Genomic DNA, 18143 nt, shown 5'->3' with positions numbered 1-18143 from the left:
AGATTTTAAAGTCTTATTGCTTTCCGCAAAAATAGAAAAAAAGGATTACATTTTCTTTTTAGGATAGCACATATAATATTTAGTGATGGGTTTGCTAAGTGCTTTTAGGTTTAATTGATGCGATGCTTTTACAATATCCTTTATCTTACCCGACTTAAATAAGATGTTGATTTTTTGAGCTTTATTCTCATATGCCTGATTACTTAATTCTCCCTGAAACACAAAATATTTAGCTTCAGACTTAGAAATATTAAACCTTTCCATCAACACTTCGAAATGACTTTTTAGTTCAGATTCCTTAAACGCTTTATTTTTAATCTTAATTTTTAACAAATGCCTTTCAAGAATCATCTGACAAAGGTTACTTAACACAAAGTCATCATGGTGCTGCCAATCTTTCATTGCTGCTACTATATCATAATCATCTAATTGTGAAAAAACAATTAGGGTATCATCATTAAAACTTTCAGCACTAATTTCTGAATTCAAGAAATAAAATAATGCTTCACTACAGTTAAGATCTACATTTTGATGCACCAATTCTTTCGCACGTTTTAAAACGCGCATTAATAATTCTTCTGCAACAACACCTGTCTTATGCAAATAAACTTGCCAATACATAAAGCGTCTTGCTACTAAAAATTTTTCGACGCTTAAAACACCTTTTTCTTCAACGACTAACTGATCATTTACAACATTGAGCATCGTTATTAATCGCTCGCTATTAATATTACCTTCTGCAACTCCTGTATAAAAACTATCCCGCTTTAAATAATCCGCCCTGTCCATATCTAATTGACTTGAAATGAGCTCGCACATAAATTGCCTAGGATATTCTTTCTTAAAGATTGAAATGGCTAACGTTAAACTTCCGTTAAACTCTAAATTGAGTTCTTCCATAAAACGCAACGAAATTTCCTCGTGAGAGACGTTATTTACAATACTATGTTCCATAGCATGAGAAAACGGCCCATGTCCAATATCGTGTAAAAGGATTGCTATTAATAATCCATTTTCCTCATTACCAGAAATCATAACCCCCTTAAAACGAAGGACATTGATAGCTTTTTGCATCAAATGCATACACCCTAAAGCATGATGAAAGCGCGTATGATGTGCTCCTGGATACACCAAATAGGATAACCCCATTTGACTTATACGTCGTAATCTTTGGAAATATTTATGTTGAATTATATCAAATATTAACGAATTCGGAATCGTAATAAATCCGTAAATTGGATCGTTAAAGATTTTAAGCTTATTTTTTGTAGGCAAAATTTTAAAATTCAATAATTAATTAACAAATATACCACAACATGATAAATATTCTCTGGGTTGATGATGAAATCGATTTACTAAAACCACATATTATTTTTTTAGAGCAAAAAGGATATCAAGTTACAAAATGCCAAAGTGGTACCGAAGCCTTAGAAATTATAAATGATATTAATTTTGATATTGTCTTTTTAGATGAAAATATGCCAGGTCTTACGGGATTAGAAACCTTAAATGAAATTAAGGAACGACGCGCCAATTTACCTGTTGTAATGATTACTAAAAGTGAAGAAGAATACATAATGGAAGAAGCAATTGGTAATAAAATTGCTGATTACTTAATAAAACCGGTTAATCCACATCAGATTTTATTAAGCTTAAAAAAGAATTTGGATCATTCGCGGTTAGTCTCTGAAAAAACGACATCTAACTATCAACAAGAGTTCAGAAAAATTGCTATGGATTTATCTATGGTAAACTCTTACGAAGAATGGGTAGATTTATATCAGAAATTAATTTACTGGGAACTTCAGCTTGAAAGCATTGAAGATGTCGGAATGACCGATATTTTAGAATCTCAAAAAACAGAAGCCAATATGCAATTTGGTAAATTTATTGAGAAAAATTACGAAAATTGGTTTCAACCAAAAACAGACGCACCTGTAATGTCTCATACCTTATTTAAAGATAAGGTGGTTCCTGAGTTAAGCGATAAACAGCCCACATTACTAGTTGTTATCGATAATTTGAGATATGACCAATGGAAAGCCTTTGAGCCTTTTGTAAACAATTATTACAAGAAGTCATCTGAACTTGCCTTCTATAGCATTTTACCAACAGCGACTCAGTATGCGCGTAACGCTATTTTTTCTGGTTTAATGCCAGCTGACATGGAGAGTCTATTTCCTCAATATTGGAAAAATGATACTGATGATGGAGGAAAGAACATGCATGAAGGAGATTTTTTAAGAGAACAATTAAAACGTTTAGGATTAGGGCACTTAAAACATGAGTACCATAAAATCACAAATCTTAAAGCTGGAAAAAAATTAGTTGAAAATTTTAGGTCTTTAAAGGATAACGACTTAAGTGTTATTGTATATAACTTCGTTGATATGCTCTCGCACTCTAAAACAGAAATGGAAGTCGTTAAAGAACTAGCTTCTAATGATAAAGCTTACCGCTCACTTACAGTAAGTTGGTTTAAGAATTCACCTTTATTAGAAATGATTCAACTATCACAACAACTCGGTTTCAAATTAATATTAACAACAGACCACGGTACTATAAATGTAAAAGCGCCAACTAAAGTTATTGGAGATAGGGATACCAGTTTAAATTTACGTTACAAAACAGGACGGAGCTTAACGTACCAAGACAAAGATGTATTAGCTATTAAAAACCCTAAATCTATTCACCTACCAGCTTTAACTATGAGTAGTTCGTTTATTTTTGCTAAAGGAGATTTGTTTTTAGCCTATCCAAACAATTTTAATCATTACGTAAGTTATTACAGAAATACCTATCAACATGGAGGCGTGTCATTAGAAGAAATGATTATTCCTTTTGTAGTTATGGATCCTAAATAGATGATTTTGTACTATTATTAAAAAAAATGAAGCTAAATTTAGTTTAGTTTCATTTTTTTTTAATCGTTATGAGCCACAATGCAAGTACTCTAAAAGAAAAAACACTTTGAAACGCAAATAAATCCGACGAAATACATATTATTTTAGGTTATCTAAAATATTATTCCTACTATTGTATCACTAAATTGTATAAATAAATAGTGAAAACTCTCGAATTTACATACCATCTAAATGATATAGATACTATTGCCTCCGCCGTTTTAGAGCATTTACATTCTAAAATTATAATATTCAATGGAGAAATGGGAGCTGGTAAAACAACATTTATAAATTCACTTTTATTGGCCATGGGAAGTAATGATGGAGCTACGAGTCCAACATTCTCAATTGTAAACGAATACAACTTATTAGATGACAAAATTTATCATTTTGACTTTTATAGAATAGAATCCATAGAAGAAGCTTATAATTTTGGAATAGAAGATTATTTAAGCACTAATCATTGGCTATTTATGGAATGGGCAGAACGTATAGAAGAGCTTATCCCAAAAAACACACAAACTATTACTATTACTGATCTACAAGACAATAAGAGATCTCTCGAGTTAACTTTAAACACCAAAATTCAACCGACAAAACAGCTATGAATATACAGAAATTTTGATTAAAAAAACATAACACTTTTCCTACAAGATTAAACTAGCGTTACGGAAAAACCGTAATTATAAGCTCATATTTTTTAGATTTTAACAATTATACATTTGTAAGAATTTAGCATTGCTATTACATTTGAACTAATTAATTAATTAAATCCCTTTAAATTATGAAAACTAAAAAAAATTTAGTCCTAGCCATTGCAATCTTAGGAGGTATGTTATTCACTGTACAAGCTACTAACCTTATTGACTTAGATGGACAAACAACCACAAAAATTGAAAAAAAGAAGAGAAAACTCGTTAAGTGGGGATAGTAATAAATTAAGTAGAAGCGCTATTAAAGGAACTATTATTGCGACTATTATAGCCTCTACTCCACTACTGTTTTTAGTACATGAAAGTGTTCCTGACGAAGAAGTTTGGAACACTTTTTTTGGAACCTATGAAAGCGGGTTGTGGGAATCAGCACAATATGCTATGTGGGTTTACACAGGCAAGCTTATACCACTAATATTAATTATAATTTGGTTTTTTACATGTCGTCATTGGTGGTATCACGTACTATTAGTGCCTATTGTAATGTATTCTTTTCAAATTATAACTAGCATTAATGCAGAATTAAAAAACACAGACGAAAATCAATTATTATTCTTATTACCTGTAATGGTATTAGTAGTTCCGTCAATTTATCTTATTAGAGCTAAAATGTTTAACAAAATTAATACTGCAGACAAAACTCTTGAAGAACTAGAAGAAGAGTTTATGATTAAACCCAAAGGAGTTTGGGGTAAGCTTAAACAATATTTTTAGAACTACAATTCATTTTCAAATTTAAGTTATTCTAATACTACCTTTATTTTAGTGTTATTCGCTATATTGCAATAGCAATACTAAAGTAATTGACTTAATGAGCATATCACCATTTACCAAAGCCCAGTTATTACCTCAAGAAGAAACCTTAGAGATTCTTAAGCAAAAAGGTGAACTCTTTATTGGGATTCCAAAAGAAGCACATTTTCAAGAACGTCGTGTTTGTTTAACACCAGATGCTGTTTCTGCATTAACAGCTAATGGTCACCGCGTATTATTTGAGTCTGGCGCTGGAGAAGGTGCTAATTTTAAAGATAAAAATTACAGTGAAGCTGGTGCTGAAGTCACAAAAGACACAGCAAAGGTTTACTCCTGCCCTATTATTCTTAAAGTAGAACCACCTTCCTTAGATGAGATTAAGCTTATTAATCCGCAGACTATCTTAATATCTGCGCTTCAAATTAAAACTCAAAATAAATCTTATTTTGAAGCTTTAGCCAAAAAACGAATTACCGCTTTAGCTTTTGAATATATCAAAGGTGATGATGGCCAATATCCTGCTGTTAGTTCCTTAAGTGAAATCGCAGGAACTGCATCGATTTTAATTGCATCAGAACTTCTCTCTAATGTTAATGGAGGAAATGGATTAATGATGGGCAATATTAATGGTGTGCCACCAACAGAGGTTGTTATTTTAGGAGCAGGTACTGTTGGCGAATTTGCGGCACGTTCTGCTATGGGTCTAGGAGCAAACGTTAAGGTTTTCGATAGCTCAATAACCAAATTACGCCGTCTTCAAAATAATTTAGGTCGCACGCTTTACACATCAACGATGCAACCAAAAAATCTACTAAAAGCTTTAAAACGCTGTGATGTCGCCATTGGTGCTGTTAGAGGAACCAATCGCGCCCCTGTAATAGTCACCGAAAGCATGGTTTCAAACATGAAATCTGGATCCGTGGTAATAGACGTAAGTATTGACATGGGAGGTTGTTTTGAAACTAGTGAGGTTACGACTCACGATCGTCCTGTTTTTGAATATAACGGAGTTGTACATTATTGTGTACCTAATATTCCTGCGCGTTATTCTAGAACAGCTTCAGTTTCTATTAGTAACATCTTCACCCCTTACCTTTTAGAAATTGGTGAATATGGAGGTATTGAAAATGCTCTTAGATTTGATCGCGGTTTAAAAAATGGGTTGTATTTTTACCACGGCATTTTAACTAATAAATCCGTTGCAGAATGGTTTGGTTTAGAGTATAGCGATGCCAATTTATTAATTTTTTAATCTGTACTGAGCGATCAATCGTTTGACAGAATTATTTCACAACTATGAAATTTATACATCGTTTAGCCTATTATTTGGGTGGATTTGCTATTGGTTTAATGCTCCTTATGTTTTTTTTAAACGGAAAAGACGCCTCTTGTGATTATGGTCCAAATGCCAGAACTATTAAAAACATTGGCTCCAAATCTTTTATTTATAATAATGAAGCCTATAGTTTTATAATGGCAGAATCTTTAGATTCTACTATTGTAAGCAACCTAGTGAAATTTGGAAATGTTGACTTTTCTAAAAGTAAAACGGATATCGATTCTTGTAAAATCTATCTTATCGAGAATAGTTATAAGGAACGTGATCTAGAATTAATGGTAAAGAATTGTGACTCAATAGCGACAATCCTCGATATTAAGTATGCAAACAACTAATAAATTGAATACTTTTCTTCAAATCTTAGAGAATTCCATCTAAATTTATAATATTTGGAGCACGATTCAAAAACCACTATAATATGAAAATATTAGTAACAGGGGCAGCAGGTTTTATCGGTTTCTATACCGCTAAGGTACTTCTATCTAAAGGTCATCATGTTGTTGGATTAGACAATATAAATGATTATTACGATGTTAATTTAAAATATTCTAGGCTTAATGAATTAGGCATTGGTAAAATTGAAGCTGCTGAGTTTAAGAAGCTTTGCATAGCTAAGTCTGAAAAGTTCTCCTTTATAAGGATGAATCTTGAAGACAGAGAGGAATTACCAAAATTATTCAAAAACGAAAAATTCGACATTGTTTGTAACCTTGCGGCTCAAGCAGGAGTAAGATACAGTCTTGAAAACCCTGAAACGTATGTAGATTCTAATCTTGTAGGTTTTTTAAATATTCTTGAATGTTGTAGAAACAACGCTATAAAGCATTTAGTGTATGCAAGTAGTTCTAGTGTATATGGGATGAATAAGAAAACACCGTTTTCTACAGAAGATAATGTAGATCACCCAATTAGTTTATATGCGGCTACAAAAAAGAGTAATGAACTAATGGCTCATACTTATAGCCACCTATTTAATATTCCTACCACAGGCTTACGCTTTTTTACAGTTTATGGACCTTGGGGTCGACCAGATATGGCGATGTTCTTATTTACAGATGCCATTGTAAACGACAGACCTATAAAAGTATTTAATCATGGTAACATGGAACGGGATTTTACTTATATAGATGATATTGTAGAAGGTGTTGTTCGTGTTATTGAGAAATCACCAACCAAACGAATAAAATCCAATGAATTTTACAAAATTTATAATATTGGAAACAACAACTCAGTTAAATTATTAGATTTTATAAAGGAAATAGAATTAAACTTAGATAAAATAGCAAAGAAAGATATGATGGACATGCAGCCGGGTGATGTAGAACGTACTTGGGCGGATGTCGATGAGTTAATTAAAGACTACGACTATAGCCCTAATACTTCCATTAACAAAGGAGTCAAATCTTTCATAGATTGGTATAAAGCATATTACAATTAAAATATTAAATTTGACAAAATTCTATAACGCAGTCTTTTAGTAAAGAAAGGCTGATCACATAAAATATAAATTCAATCACTTAAAAAAAGTCAAAAATTGTATACATCATAAATTTTAGACTTAAATCAAAATAAACTTAAAAGCATGAAAATCACGAAGATTTGCTGTATTGGTGCTGGTTATGTTGGTGGACCAACGATGGCAGTAATAGCAAAAAAAAATCCTAACATTAAAGTTACAATAGTAGATATTAATGAAGAGCGTATCGCAGCTTGGAATGATGAAGACTTGTCAAAATTGCCTATTTACGAACCAGGATTAGCTGAGATTGTTGCAGAAACAAGAGGAAAGAATCTATTTTTCTCAACAGCAATTGATGAAACAATCAAAGAATCAGAAATGATTTTTATCTCGGTGAATACCCCTACCAAAACATATGGTAAAGGAAAAGGAATGGCGGCAGATTTAAAGTATGTAGAATTATGTGCTAGAAATATCGCAGAAGTTTCGACCACAGATAAGATTGTAGTTGAAAAATCTACTTTACCAGTAAGAACAGCTCAAGCTATAAAAAGTATTTTACACAATACAGGGAGCGACGTAAAATTCGACATTTTATCTAATCCTGAATTTTTAGCTGAAGGTACAGCTATTCAAGATTTATTAAATCCAGATCGTGTTTTAATTGGTGGAGAATCGGAAGAAGCGATAGAAAGTTTAGCAAACATTTATGGTAGTTGGGTTTCACAAGATAGAATTCTAAGAACTAATGTTTGGTCTTCTGAATTATCTAAATTAACCGCTAACGCATTTTTAGCTCAACGAATTTCGTCTATTAATGCCATTTCTGAATTATGTGAACATACAGAAGCTAACGTCAATGAAGTTGCACGAGCAATTGGTATGGATTCTAGAATTGGCCCAAAATTTTTAAATGCATCTATTGGTTTTGGTGGCTCTTGTTTTCAAAAAGACATTTTAAATCTTGTGTACATTGCTAGAAGTTATGGCCTGAATGCTGTTGCTGACTATTGGGAACAAGTGATCATTTTAAATGATCATCAAAAAAGACGTTTTTCAGATAAACTAATTAGTACACTATACAATACCGTTTCTGGGAAAAAGATAGCCATGTTAGGTTGGGCATTTAAAAAAGACACAAATGATACTAGAGAATCGGCAGCAATTTATGTCGCAGATCATTTGTTAAATGAACAAGCCAATATTGCGGTTTACGATCCAAAAGTTAACAGTAAAAAAGTGCAAGCAGACCTTAATTATTTAAATACAAGATCTGAGGAAGAAAACAACGACTTAGTTAAATCGTATAGTGATCCATACGAAACATCAAAAGATGCGCATGCGATTGCTATTATGACAGAATGGGATGAGTTTAAGACCTACGATTGGGAAAAGATATATAACCAAATGAAAAAACCAGCTTTCATTTTTGATGGTAGAAATATTCTTGACAAAGAAGAAATGAGTAAAATTGGTTTTGAGTACTCTTCTATAGGTAAGTGATATTTAAAATTTTATAATGTAAAAAATGCATCAAACTTTAAAGTTTTGATGCATTTTTTATATCTATGAAGATAAACTTTTAATTATAATCTAATGGGTTAATAACAATTTCAATTGGTTTATCTTTTAAATTTCAACTCACTGTCTTATTTTTTCAATTTTCGACTGTTTTATTAAAATCCTAATGGTTTTTAGGTAAAAATGTATATTTTCCATAAAAATTAATATTATGTGCGGCATATATTTAAGCAACATCCCTTACTCTGACGAGGAAGTTAAAACAAAATTGAATTCAATTTCATTTAGAGGACCAGATTATATTGGAGTTGAAAAAGTTAACGATATTACTTTTGGGCATTTACGTCTATCTATATTAGATTTAGAGCAACGCTCTAATCAACCTATGGTTTTTGAAAACTTAATTATTGTTTTCAATGGGGAGATTTATAATTATAAAGCTATAAAAAAAGAACTTCTAGATTTAAACTATACTTTTAAGACACAAAGTGATACTGAAGTCCTATTAATTGGGTTCAAGCATTGGGGAAAAGCCATACTCGACAAAATAAATGGGATGTTTTCATTTTCGATATACAATGCGGATACCAACACGTTATTTTCAGCAAGAGATAGGCTTGGTGTAAAACCATTTTATTATTATTGGGAAGATGGACAATTTGAGATATGCAGCCAAATAAAACCCATGCTTGCGGGCAAAAGAGTTAATGATGAAGCCATTTCTATATACTTGGACTGTATGTTTATTCCGAGTCCATATACTATAGTTGAAACCGTGTTTAAACTTCCCCCTGGCAATTATATGGAAATTAATTTAAATGACAGAACGCTCAAGACAGAAGAATACTGGAACTTAAAACCCACTAAAATACTTGATATTTCCTATGAGGATGCTAAAAAAGAATTACATGCACTCTTATTAGATGCCGTTAAAATAAGATTACAATCTGATGTTCCAATTGGTTCATTTTTATCTGGAGGTATTGACTCGGCATTAGTATCTAGCATTGCTGCAAAAGTATCAGAATCAAAAATAAACACATTTTCAATAGGATTTGACAACCCAGAATATGACGAGAGTAAAATAGCAGAACAATATGTCGAAATTCTAAATACAACCCACAAAACAACCATTTGTAAACCTAGTGATATACTTAAGCTTATCCCAAAACTTATCGACGTTTATGACGAACCTTTTGCCGATAGTTCAGCCTTACCTTCACTTTTACTAAATAGTGTAACCAAGCAATATGTCACTGTTGCACTATCTGGCGATGGTGGTGATGAGAGTTTTATAGGTTATGAACATTTTAATTCTTTAATCCAGAATAAAAAGATCATGGATATTCCCTTTATCTTAAGAAAGATTATAGCTAACTCTGGTATTTTAAAGCTTTTTGGAATGGATTCTCACAGAATTAAGAATGCTTTAAATACAAAAGGCAGAAACGATTTTATCGAAAATATTTTTTCAAGAAAAGGATTTCTTTTAATGAAAAAAAAGCAAGACTATATGAAGTATTACCAAGGTTATAAATCTTGGTCTAGTAATTTTCTACAAAAAGCAGCCGACCTAAATATAAAATTATGGTTGGAAAATGATAGTAATGTAAAAGTAGATAGAGCAAGTATGGCATATTCCGTTGAAGTTCGAAGTCCATTTTTAGATTATAGAATTGTAGAATATGCTAGGTCATTACCTATGCATTTTAAATATGAAAAAGGAAGGCAAAAGAAAATATTACGAGATATTTTAAAGGATTATATTCCAGAAGAGGTGTTTAACCAACCTAAACGGGGATTTGCTGTTCCAATAGGAGATTGGATGCGAAACGAGCTTAAAGAAGAGTTTTTAGAAGCTTTAAATGACGATTTTTTAAATAAGGTTCCCAATCTTAATGTACCTAGATTTAAAAGGCTTTTACAAGAACATATGGAACATAAAGAAGATCACACTGCCAATGTTTGGAAACTTTACGTATTAAGCAAGTGGTACAGTGAATTTGGATTTAAATAAATTCTAATTGAGTATAGGTTTTAGTTTTCTGACTGAGAGCTTCATTTATGAGGTTTTCAGGGAGTTCTAAATAATCATTACAAATCAAGTACTAATGTAAGATATTTCTAATTAAATCATTCACGTAATTAATAGTCATTGCAATGGTATAAGAAACGTAATTTTTTATTGATACTGAACCGAAACAGAAAATATAAAAATTTGATACCGTAAGAGTAGTGATAATTCTAATTATTCCACAATGAGTTTTTTAGTCATAGCTCTACCATTACCTATAAGTTTTATAAAATATACACCAGATTGAAGTGAACTAATACCTATTTGGGTCGTGATAGTATACTCTAAATTTTCATTCGTAATTTTTGAGTGCTTAACTAGTTTTCCTGTTACGTCATAGATGTTTACATCTGAAACATTTAATACACCAAACACTTTTACATTAACAATATCTGATACTGGATTAGGATATACATCAAATCCAATTTCTGTTTCTTCATCAATTGAATCAGAAGCACAATTTACACCCACCTCGACTCTTACTGTGGCCTCATCAAAATCTAAGGCATTAAATACCGTAACAGTATAATCGGTTGTTTCTGTCGGTGATACCTCAATCGTTCGCGTCGTCTCACCTGTACTCCATATATAGTCATCTCCTCCACTTGCCGTTAAGGTTGATACTTCTTCTAAACAAGCAAATACATCTTCACCAGCATCTGCAATAACGCGATTTAGGACATTTACGGTGACTTGCTTTTCATCATAACATTCACCAATAAATCCTTTTATTTCATACGTTGTGGTTATAGAAGGGCTTACTGCTATATTTGGTTGCGATGCACCATTATTCCAACGGTATGTATTAGCACCAAAAGCAGATAACGTTACAAAGTCTCCTCTTAATATTTCAACACTTTCCCCATTTGCTATAGTTACTACTGGGCTCGGATCTACATAAACCTTAACGTCATCTGTATCTGATTGATCCCCTTGTGTTACCGTAACAGAATAAGTTGAAGTCGATAATGGATTTACGACTATACTTTGACTTGTTTCACCTGTACTCCACAAATAACTATCTCCTTCATTTGCTGTTAAAATAACTTCGTAACTCTCATTATCACAAACGCGTGAATCTGTACCTGCTGAGGCTTGAAATAACGGAATAACAGTAACAATTATTTCCGATGGCTCACTTGTACACGTATTTGATATCCCAACAACGCTATATATGGTTGTTTGAGTAGGACTTACTGTTATAGAACTTGAGGTATCACCTGTGTTCCATAAATATGCTACAGCACCATTTACTATTAAATCAGTACTCTCCCCTTCTATTATTGTAATGTTTTCACTTGTACTAATTAGAGGTAATTCATTTACGGTTACTGTCATACTATCTGAATCTGAATTTCCTAAATCGTCAGTTACTGTAACTGTATAGGTTGTAGTTTCAATTGGACTAACTATCATTGATGCGGTAGTCTCGCCTGTATTCCAAGAATAATTAATTCCTCCTGAAGCGTTCAAAGTAATACTCTCTCCTAAACAAATAGCAACATCGTTTCCTGCATTAGCATTTATTTCTGGAATAACCGTTACTGTTACTTCTGCTGAAGTTTCACAATTACTTGATGAAAAACCTGTGACACTATAAGTTGAAGTAATCGTTGGATTCACTACTATTGAGTTTGAAGTGTCGCCTGTATTCCATAAATAAGATTCGGCACCATTTACTGTTAGGTTGATACTCTCCCCTTCAAAAATAGTAACATCTTCAGTTAACAATAGAGTCGGTAATTCATTTACGGTTACTGTCACACTATCTGTATCTGAATTCCCAAAACTATCCGTTACTGTAACCATGTAAGTTGTAGTTTCTATTGGATTTAAAGTTAGAGAAGCATCTGTTTCACCTGTACTCCATGCATAATTTATTCCACCTGAAGCATTTAATGTAACACTTTCTCCAAAACAAATAGCAACATCATTACCTGCATCTGCATTAATTTCTGCTATGACTGTCACCGTAACTTCCGCTACACTCTGACATCCATTAGCAGAGAAACCTGTAACACTATAAGTTGTTGTTTCTGTTGGATTAACAGTAATTGAGTTCTCATTGTCTCCTGTATTCCATAAATAGGTTTCTGCTCCACTCACTAATAAGTTTGTGCTATCTCCTTCTATTATTGTAATACTTTCACTTATTGTTATAGTTGGTAATTCATTTACGATAACTGTTACACTATCTGTATCTGAATTCCCAAAACTATCCGTTACTGTAACCATGTAAGTTGTAGTCTCTATTGGATTTAAAGTTAGAGAAGCATCTGTTTCACCTGTACTCCATGCGTAATTTATTCCACCTGAAGCATTTAATGTAACACTTTCTCCAAAACAAATAGCAACATCATTACCTGCATCTGCATTAATTTCTGTTATGACTATTACAGTAACTTCTGCTACACTCTGACATCCATTAGCAGAAAAACCTGTAACACTATAAGTTGTTGTTTCCATAGGACTAACCTCAATAGAATTGGAAGTGTCACCTGTATTCCATAAGTAAGAATCTCCTCCACTCACTAGAAGTGTCGTAGAACTACCAGTTGTAATCGTTATATCTTCACTTACAACAAACTCTGGCATGGCAGAAACAAATACGGTAACATCAGCACTATCTGAACAATTGTTAGAGTATGTCTCTACTGTATATATAGTGTCTTCATTGGGATTTACTGTAATATTAGCTGTAGTCTCACCAGTACTCCATAAGTAAGCATCCCCACCTTCAGCTGTTAAATTTACAAACTCACCTACACAAATTGTTTGATTTTCTCCTGCATTTGCTATTGGTAATGGATTGACGGTTACAATAACATCATCCGTATCTGAGTTTCCAAAGCCATCAGTAATTGTAACTGTGTAAGTTGTGGTCTCTGTAGGAGTAATTGTTGGTGTTGCACCTGATCCTCCCGTATTCCAAATGTAAGTTATGCCTCCTGAAGCATTTAACGTTACGCTTTCTCCTAAACAGATTGAAACGTCTTCTCCTGCATTGGCATTTAATACTTCTACTACAGTTACAGTAACCTCTGCAGTATTTTGACAACCATTTTCTGAAAATCCTGTAACTATATATGTTGTTGTTACATCTGGACTTACTGAAATTTCATTTGTAGTTTCTCCTGTACTCCAAACAAAATTATTCCCTCCATTAGCCGTAAGTGTTGTAGAATCACCTATCATAATGAACACGTCATCACCAACTGTAATATTTGGTGATTCATTTACAAATACAGTAACACTATCATTTTTAGTATAGCCATATTCATCTTCCACAGTTACTATATAGGTTGTTGTAATCGTAGGGTTAATAATAAGTTCAGAACCTGAATCTCCTGTATTCCATAGATATGTTAATCCACCTGAGGCAGATAAAGTAACGAATTCTCCATCACAAATAGTAACATCTTCACCAGCATCAGCTATGATTTCGGCTATTACTGTTACAGTAACATTAGCACTACTTATACATCCGCTCCCACTAACAGAGTTAACTATATATGTTGTTGTTTCTGCTGGATTTACCTCTATAGATTCTGTAGTTTCATTTGTGCTCCATTCGTAGTTTTCTCCACCAGTTGCTGTAAGCGTAGTTGTCTCACCTTTAACAATTACAATATCTTCAGAAATAATAATATTTGGAATTTCCGCTACAAAAACAGTAACTTCATCTATGATCGAACAGTTCTCATTACTTACTTCAACACTGTAGCTTGTTTCTACTAATGGATTTACCTCAATTGAAGCTGTAGTTTCACCTGTATTCCATAAATAAGAGACTCCTCCGGTAGCGATCAGTGTTGCAGATTGACCTAAGCAAATAGTTTGATCTTCCCCTGCGTTTGCTAATGGTATGCTGTTTACTGTTACAGTAACACTCGCTTCTTCGGATTGACCAAAATCATCTGAAACAGTTACAGTATATGTTATTGTTGCATTAGGAGTTACTTCAATACTTTCAGTAATTTCACCTGTACCCCAAACATAACTTGTTCCTCCAATCGCTGTAAGTGTGACGCTTTCGCCTTCACAAATTTGTTGGTCAATACCTGCGCTCGCTTGGAGCGCTTCAGGAAAAACCGTTATTTCAGAAATATCTGTGAAGCCACCATCATCGGCAATGAATGTTATTATTACTTCACCTATATCAACTGGTGTCACAAGACCAGTTGCATCTACTGTAGCAATGGCTTCATCACTAGAACTCCATATTCCATTTTGGTTTGTTGCGTTTGAAGGTGTAAAAGTCGCTGTTAACTGAAGTGCATCTGTTATTTGTAATTCAGCAGGGTTTGGAGTTATTGCTATGCTTTCTACACCAATTGCACTAATATTAGTATCAGCATCTACTCCATTTAAGTATTCTTCGAGATCAGTGTAGCCATTTCCATCTGAATCAAGCGTACCATCATGTAATGTAGTATTAAATTGTAAAAGCTCCCACTCATCAGACATACCGTCATTGTCCGAATCATAACTATCTTCTCTAGTGATTGAAATTATTGCTGGAACGGTATAATTTGCTTCAGAAATTTCCACTACATATATACCTGCTTCAATATTTGCTTTCCAAGCCGTATCTAAAGCATCATTATTGTCACTTATTGAGCCATCCTGATTAAGCCTTTTGCTAGCACCCGCATTCGGAACTATTTGAGTTTTTAATTCAAGAGCATCAAAAATTACAGGAATTTTTCCAAGTATTGGAAGTCGTATATCTGCGAAATAATCTGCCTCTAATTGATCACCTCTATTTTTAAGTCCATATCCACATTCTGAGTTGTTATCATAAAAATATTTCCACATTAAATTATTGTTTGCATTCATTTCTGCTATTGTGTTAGATACGGCTTCATTGTCTCTTTGACTTTCAATACCTACAATAGTATTACCTTGAGCATAAATGATAGGGATTTCATTTCCTGTTTCGCATCCATGATGATTTAACGTTTGATCCCAAACCCTATTATTACCATAATCATATAAATTTCCTATTTCATTTATTTTATATCCAAAATTTCCTCTAATCATTCTTTTGCTATGATTATAAACATAATTATTAATAACGTCATATCGAGAGTTACTATTTAGATTTGGGAATCTATGAGAGATATTATAATAAACATTGGCTATAAGTGATATACCATATACATTATCTGGAGCTTCTCTCCCTCCCATAATACCCCCAGTACTGCTCTCTGCTAATAGACAATTCTGTATAGTTATTTCACCTCCTGTTTCATCTGGACTATCTACAATAATTGAAAATGCTTCATCACCACCAAAGGAAATTGAACAATGATCAAAAATCACATTGTTTAAATAATAGCCTCCCACAGTATCATTATTTTCGGCATACCCTCCTCTAAATCTTATAAATCTGCATATCAAATTATCCGTATTACTGAATATAACTCTGGCGCCATCAATAGTTATTCCACCTTCAGGCGCTGTTTGGCCAGCTATGGTTACATTATTGCCATATAAGTACAATGTATTTGATAAATTTATAATACCAGAAACATTAAATACAATAGTAGTATTTGATACATTTGAAAAACTTCTTAAACTTCCTACACCGCTGTCATTGAGATTGGTGACTATGGATACCGTTCCACCTCGTCCACCAGATGCATATGCGCCAGCTCCTTTAGCTGAAGGAAATGCTAATTGTTGGGAATTAGAGCTCTGTGAAAATAAAAGTAATGAAAATAATAAAAATAGAGTAGATAAATTACAAATGCAATTAAGTAGGTTATTTGGGGCTTTCATAAGTTTTTGAATTTTATTATCAATTTAAAGGTTAAAACCCTGCAATTTCATTACAGTTCCTTTAGATTCTATAAATGTTTTAGCTTTGTTGAATGTCAAACTACCGAAAGAATTCATATTCGATAAGTAATTTAAGTTGTCATATAGTTTGGGCAACAAAATATCGTTATTCGGTATTAGACGGACATATTCAAAATCGCTATCGAGATTTGTTGATACAGATATGCAATTCTGAAAATGTTCATATTTTAAAAGGCGTCGTAAGTAAAGATCATATTCATATTCACGTTGAGCATCTACGATCATTGAGTATGAGTATTTTGATGAAAAAGTTAAAAGGTCGTTCATGACGTCTTTTACAACAGGAATTTCCGAAGTAGAATAAACAATATTGGGGACGCCATTTCGGGGCAGTTGGTTATGGTGCATGGAGTACAGATCAGATAACAGAAGAGATGGTTCAGGATTAACTTCAACATCACAAGGATAAGCCCAAATCGAAAAAAGGTAATAGGGTATTAGAGTAATATTAAGAAAGAATTTCATTCTTTTTTTTAAAACTATAGACTTCCAGTCCATAGTGATTTATTTATTTATTCGAACATATTGGGACTGCAATTAAAAAAAATAATTTCATTAAACAAGACTAAACACAGTTTTATTCGATAAGACTCAAAAATTTGTAAGAAAATTACAATAATCTAAAAAAACATAACGATTAATTACTGTTAACTACGATTATATACGTTGTCTTTATAAATTTAGACGCATAGAAATAATGTTTAACATCCTGGAGAAAAAAGCTACGAAATAATGATTACATAAAAAAAACTTATAACCGAAGTTCGATGTTAAAATCCAGAGTTTTTAAAACAGAAAAAGCAGAATATTAAAGTACTAAATTTTCAATATATTAAAACATATTCTGCTTATGATTTCCACAGATATAATTACAGAAATATTTTGTTCTATCGATGATTTTTGTCTTTTTTTTTGTTCCTGCATTGCAAAAAGTCAAGTTCCTACTGGTAAAAAGAAAAAGCAAGTTAAGAATATTTTCCAGTGAAATAGTTACTATCACAGGTCTGTTTCATTTAAGTCTTATTAAAACCTTTAAATACTTTTATATTAACTAAGTTCAAAACATCTAAAAGAAGAATTTCCAAATACGGTTTCCTATAATCACTTTATTGAATTAATGAAATCGAATCTATTACAATTAACTCTATATATGAAGACTTGCTGTTTAGGTAAGTGTACAGATATTTCATTTATAGATTCAACTCCTATTAGAGCATGTAAAAATAAAAGCATAGCACAAAACAAAGTATTTAAAGATTTTGAAAATACCTAATCTCGAAAAGGCCTATTATTAAAAGAAAAGAGACAAGGATGGATGAAGCATTATCAAGGTTATAAGAAATGGTCCAATATATTCTTGCAAAAAGCAGCAGACTTAAATATAAAGCTATGGTTAGAGAATGACAGCAATGTAAAAGTTGATCGCTTTAGTATAGGATATTCTGTTCAAGTGAGAAGTCCTTTTTAGATTATGGGATTACTTAATATACGAGATCTTTAACAATGCAATTTAGTT

General features: G+C 32.5%; 12 protein-coding genes and 2 pseudogenes. 12 read left to right on the top strand and 2 right to left on the bottom strand.

Annotated features, from left to right (window positions below; genetic code table 11):
* Positions 1 to 45: 45 nt before the first annotated feature.
* On the bottom strand, positions 46 to 1275 hold the full coding sequence (locus tag HM986_RS09330) for an HD domain-containing protein (protein WP_179334822.1): 1230 nt from the start codon (positions 1273 to 1275) through the stop codon (positions 46 to 48).
* 41 nt (positions 1276 to 1316) lie between these two features.
* Here HM986_RS09330 and porX point away from each other — a divergent pair, with 41 nt between their 5' ends.
* The 9 genes from porX (at position 1317) to asnB (ending at position 10705) form a co-directional block, all read left to right on the top strand.
* Positions 1317 to 2864 (top strand): T9SS response regulator signal transducer PorX, encoded by a 1548-nt coding sequence (porX, locus tag HM986_RS09325; protein ID WP_179334821.1) that lies wholly within the window; start codon positions 1317 to 1319, stop codon positions 2862 to 2864.
* Between the two features lie 200 nt (positions 2865 to 3064).
* On the top strand, positions 3065 to 3511 hold the full coding sequence (gene tsaE, locus HM986_RS09320; RefSeq protein ID WP_179334820.1) for a tRNA (adenosine(37)-N6)-threonylcarbamoyltransferase complex ATPase subunit type 1 TsaE: 447 nt from the start codon (positions 3065 to 3067) through the stop codon (positions 3509 to 3511).
* Positions 3512 to 3687: 176 nt separating this feature from the next.
* The gene (locus HM986_RS09315; protein WP_179334819.1) at positions 3688 to 3834 is read left to right on the top strand and encodes a hypothetical protein; all 147 of its coding nucleotides are present in this window, start codon (positions 3688 to 3690) and stop codon (positions 3832 to 3834) included.
* Positions 3797 to 4330, top strand: coding sequence for a hypothetical protein (locus HM986_RS09310; RefSeq protein ID WP_246288491.1), 534 nt, complete (start codon positions 3797 to 3799; stop codon positions 4328 to 4330). The genes HM986_RS09315 and HM986_RS09310 overlap by 38 nt, the downstream gene beginning before the upstream one ends.
* Before the next feature lie 97 nt (positions 4331 to 4427).
* Positions 4428 to 5621 carry an alanine dehydrogenase gene (locus HM986_RS09305; RefSeq protein WP_179334817.1) on the top strand — a complete coding sequence of 398 codons (1194 nt, stop codon included), beginning with the start codon at positions 4428 to 4430 and terminating at the stop codon, positions 5619 to 5621.
* 44 nt (positions 5622 to 5665) lie between these two features.
* Positions 5666 to 6043, top strand: a complete 378-nt coding sequence (locus tag HM986_RS09300; protein WP_179334816.1) for a hypothetical protein — start codon at positions 5666 to 5668, stop codon at positions 6041 to 6043.
* Between the two features lie 83 nt (positions 6044 to 6126).
* On the top strand, positions 6127 to 7146 hold the full coding sequence (locus HM986_RS09295) for an NAD-dependent epimerase (protein ID WP_179334815.1): 1020 nt from the start codon (positions 6127 to 6129) through the stop codon (positions 7144 to 7146).
* 144 nt (positions 7147 to 7290) lie between these two features.
* Positions 7291 to 8670, top strand: coding sequence for a nucleotide sugar dehydrogenase (locus tag HM986_RS09290; protein WP_179334814.1), 1380 nt, complete (start codon positions 7291 to 7293; stop codon positions 8668 to 8670).
* Between the two features lie 229 nt (positions 8671 to 8899).
* The gene (gene asnB, locus HM986_RS09285) at positions 8900 to 10705 is read left to right on the top strand and encodes an asparagine synthase (glutamine-hydrolyzing) (protein ID WP_179334813.1); all 1806 of its coding nucleotides are present in this window, start codon (positions 8900 to 8902) and stop codon (positions 10703 to 10705) included.
* 231 nt (positions 10706 to 10936) lie between these two features.
* Here asnB and HM986_RS09280 read toward each other — a convergent pair whose 3' ends face one another.
* On the bottom strand, positions 10937 to 16546 hold the full coding sequence (locus tag HM986_RS09280) for an Ig-like domain-containing protein (protein ID WP_179334812.1): 5610 nt from the start codon (positions 16544 to 16546) through the stop codon (positions 10937 to 10939).
* Positions 16547 to 16638: 92 nt separating this feature from the next.
* On the opposite strand from HM986_RS09280, the pseudogene tnpA reads away from it, so the two are divergent.
* The 3 genes and pseudogenes from tnpA (at position 16639) to HM986_RS17755 (ending at position 18095) form a co-directional block, all read left to right on the top strand.
* Positions 16639 to 17016 (top strand): annotated as a pseudogene (gene tnpA, locus HM986_RS09275) (IS200/IS605 family transposase).
* Between the two features lie 461 nt (positions 17017 to 17477).
* Positions 17478 to 17885, top strand: a pseudogene (locus HM986_RS17900) (transposase); the annotation flags it as partial.
* A gap of 57 nt (positions 17886 to 17942) precedes the next feature.
* A complete protein-coding gene (locus HM986_RS17755) occupies positions 17943 to 18095 on the top strand; it encodes a hypothetical protein (protein WP_246288490.1) in 153 nt (50 codons plus the stop codon).
* Positions 18096 to 18143 lie beyond the last annotated feature (48 nt).

Origin of the sequence: Winogradskyella costae, from assembly GCF_013403865.1 — a bacterium.
GTDB classification, from domain to species: domain Bacteria; phylum Bacteroidota; class Bacteroidia; order Flavobacteriales; family Flavobacteriaceae; genus Winogradskyella; species Winogradskyella costae.
Note: the sequence above shows the minus strand (reverse complement) of the source record. Positions and strands in the feature narration are given on the sequence as shown.

What these genes read in the sequence shown, in the direction of transcription:
- HM986_RS09295 (WP_179334815.1), top strand. Translation starts at nt 6,127, where the DNA reads ATGAAAATATTAGTAACAGGGGCAGCAGGTTTTATCGGTTTCTATACC.
- HM986_RS09280 (WP_179334812.1), bottom strand. Translation starts at nt 16,546, where the DNA reads ATGAAAGCCCCAAATAACCTACTTAATTGCATTTGTAATTTATCTACT.
- HM986_RS09305 (WP_179334817.1), top strand. Translation starts at nt 4,428, where the DNA reads ATGAGCATATCACCATTTACCAAAGCCCAGTTATTACCTCAAGAAGAA.
- HM986_RS09290 (WP_179334814.1), top strand. Translation starts at nt 7,291, where the DNA reads ATGAAAATCACGAAGATTTGCTGTATTGGTGCTGGTTATGTTGGTGGA.
- HM986_RS09315 (WP_179334819.1), top strand. Translation starts at nt 3,688, where the DNA reads ATGAAAACTAAAAAAAATTTAGTCCTAGCCATTGCAATCTTAGGAGGT.
- porX (WP_179334821.1), top strand. Translation starts at nt 1,317, where the DNA reads ATGATAAATATTCTCTGGGTTGATGATGAAATCGATTTACTAAAACCA.
- HM986_RS17755 (WP_246288490.1), top strand. Translation starts at nt 17,943, where the DNA reads ATGAAGCATTATCAAGGTTATAAGAAATGGTCCAATATATTCTTGCAA.
- HM986_RS09300 (WP_179334816.1), top strand. Translation starts at nt 5,666, where the DNA reads ATGAAATTTATACATCGTTTAGCCTATTATTTGGGTGGATTTGCTATT.
- asnB (WP_179334813.1), top strand. Translation starts at nt 8,900, where the DNA reads ATGTGCGGCATATATTTAAGCAACATCCCTTACTCTGACGAGGAAGTT.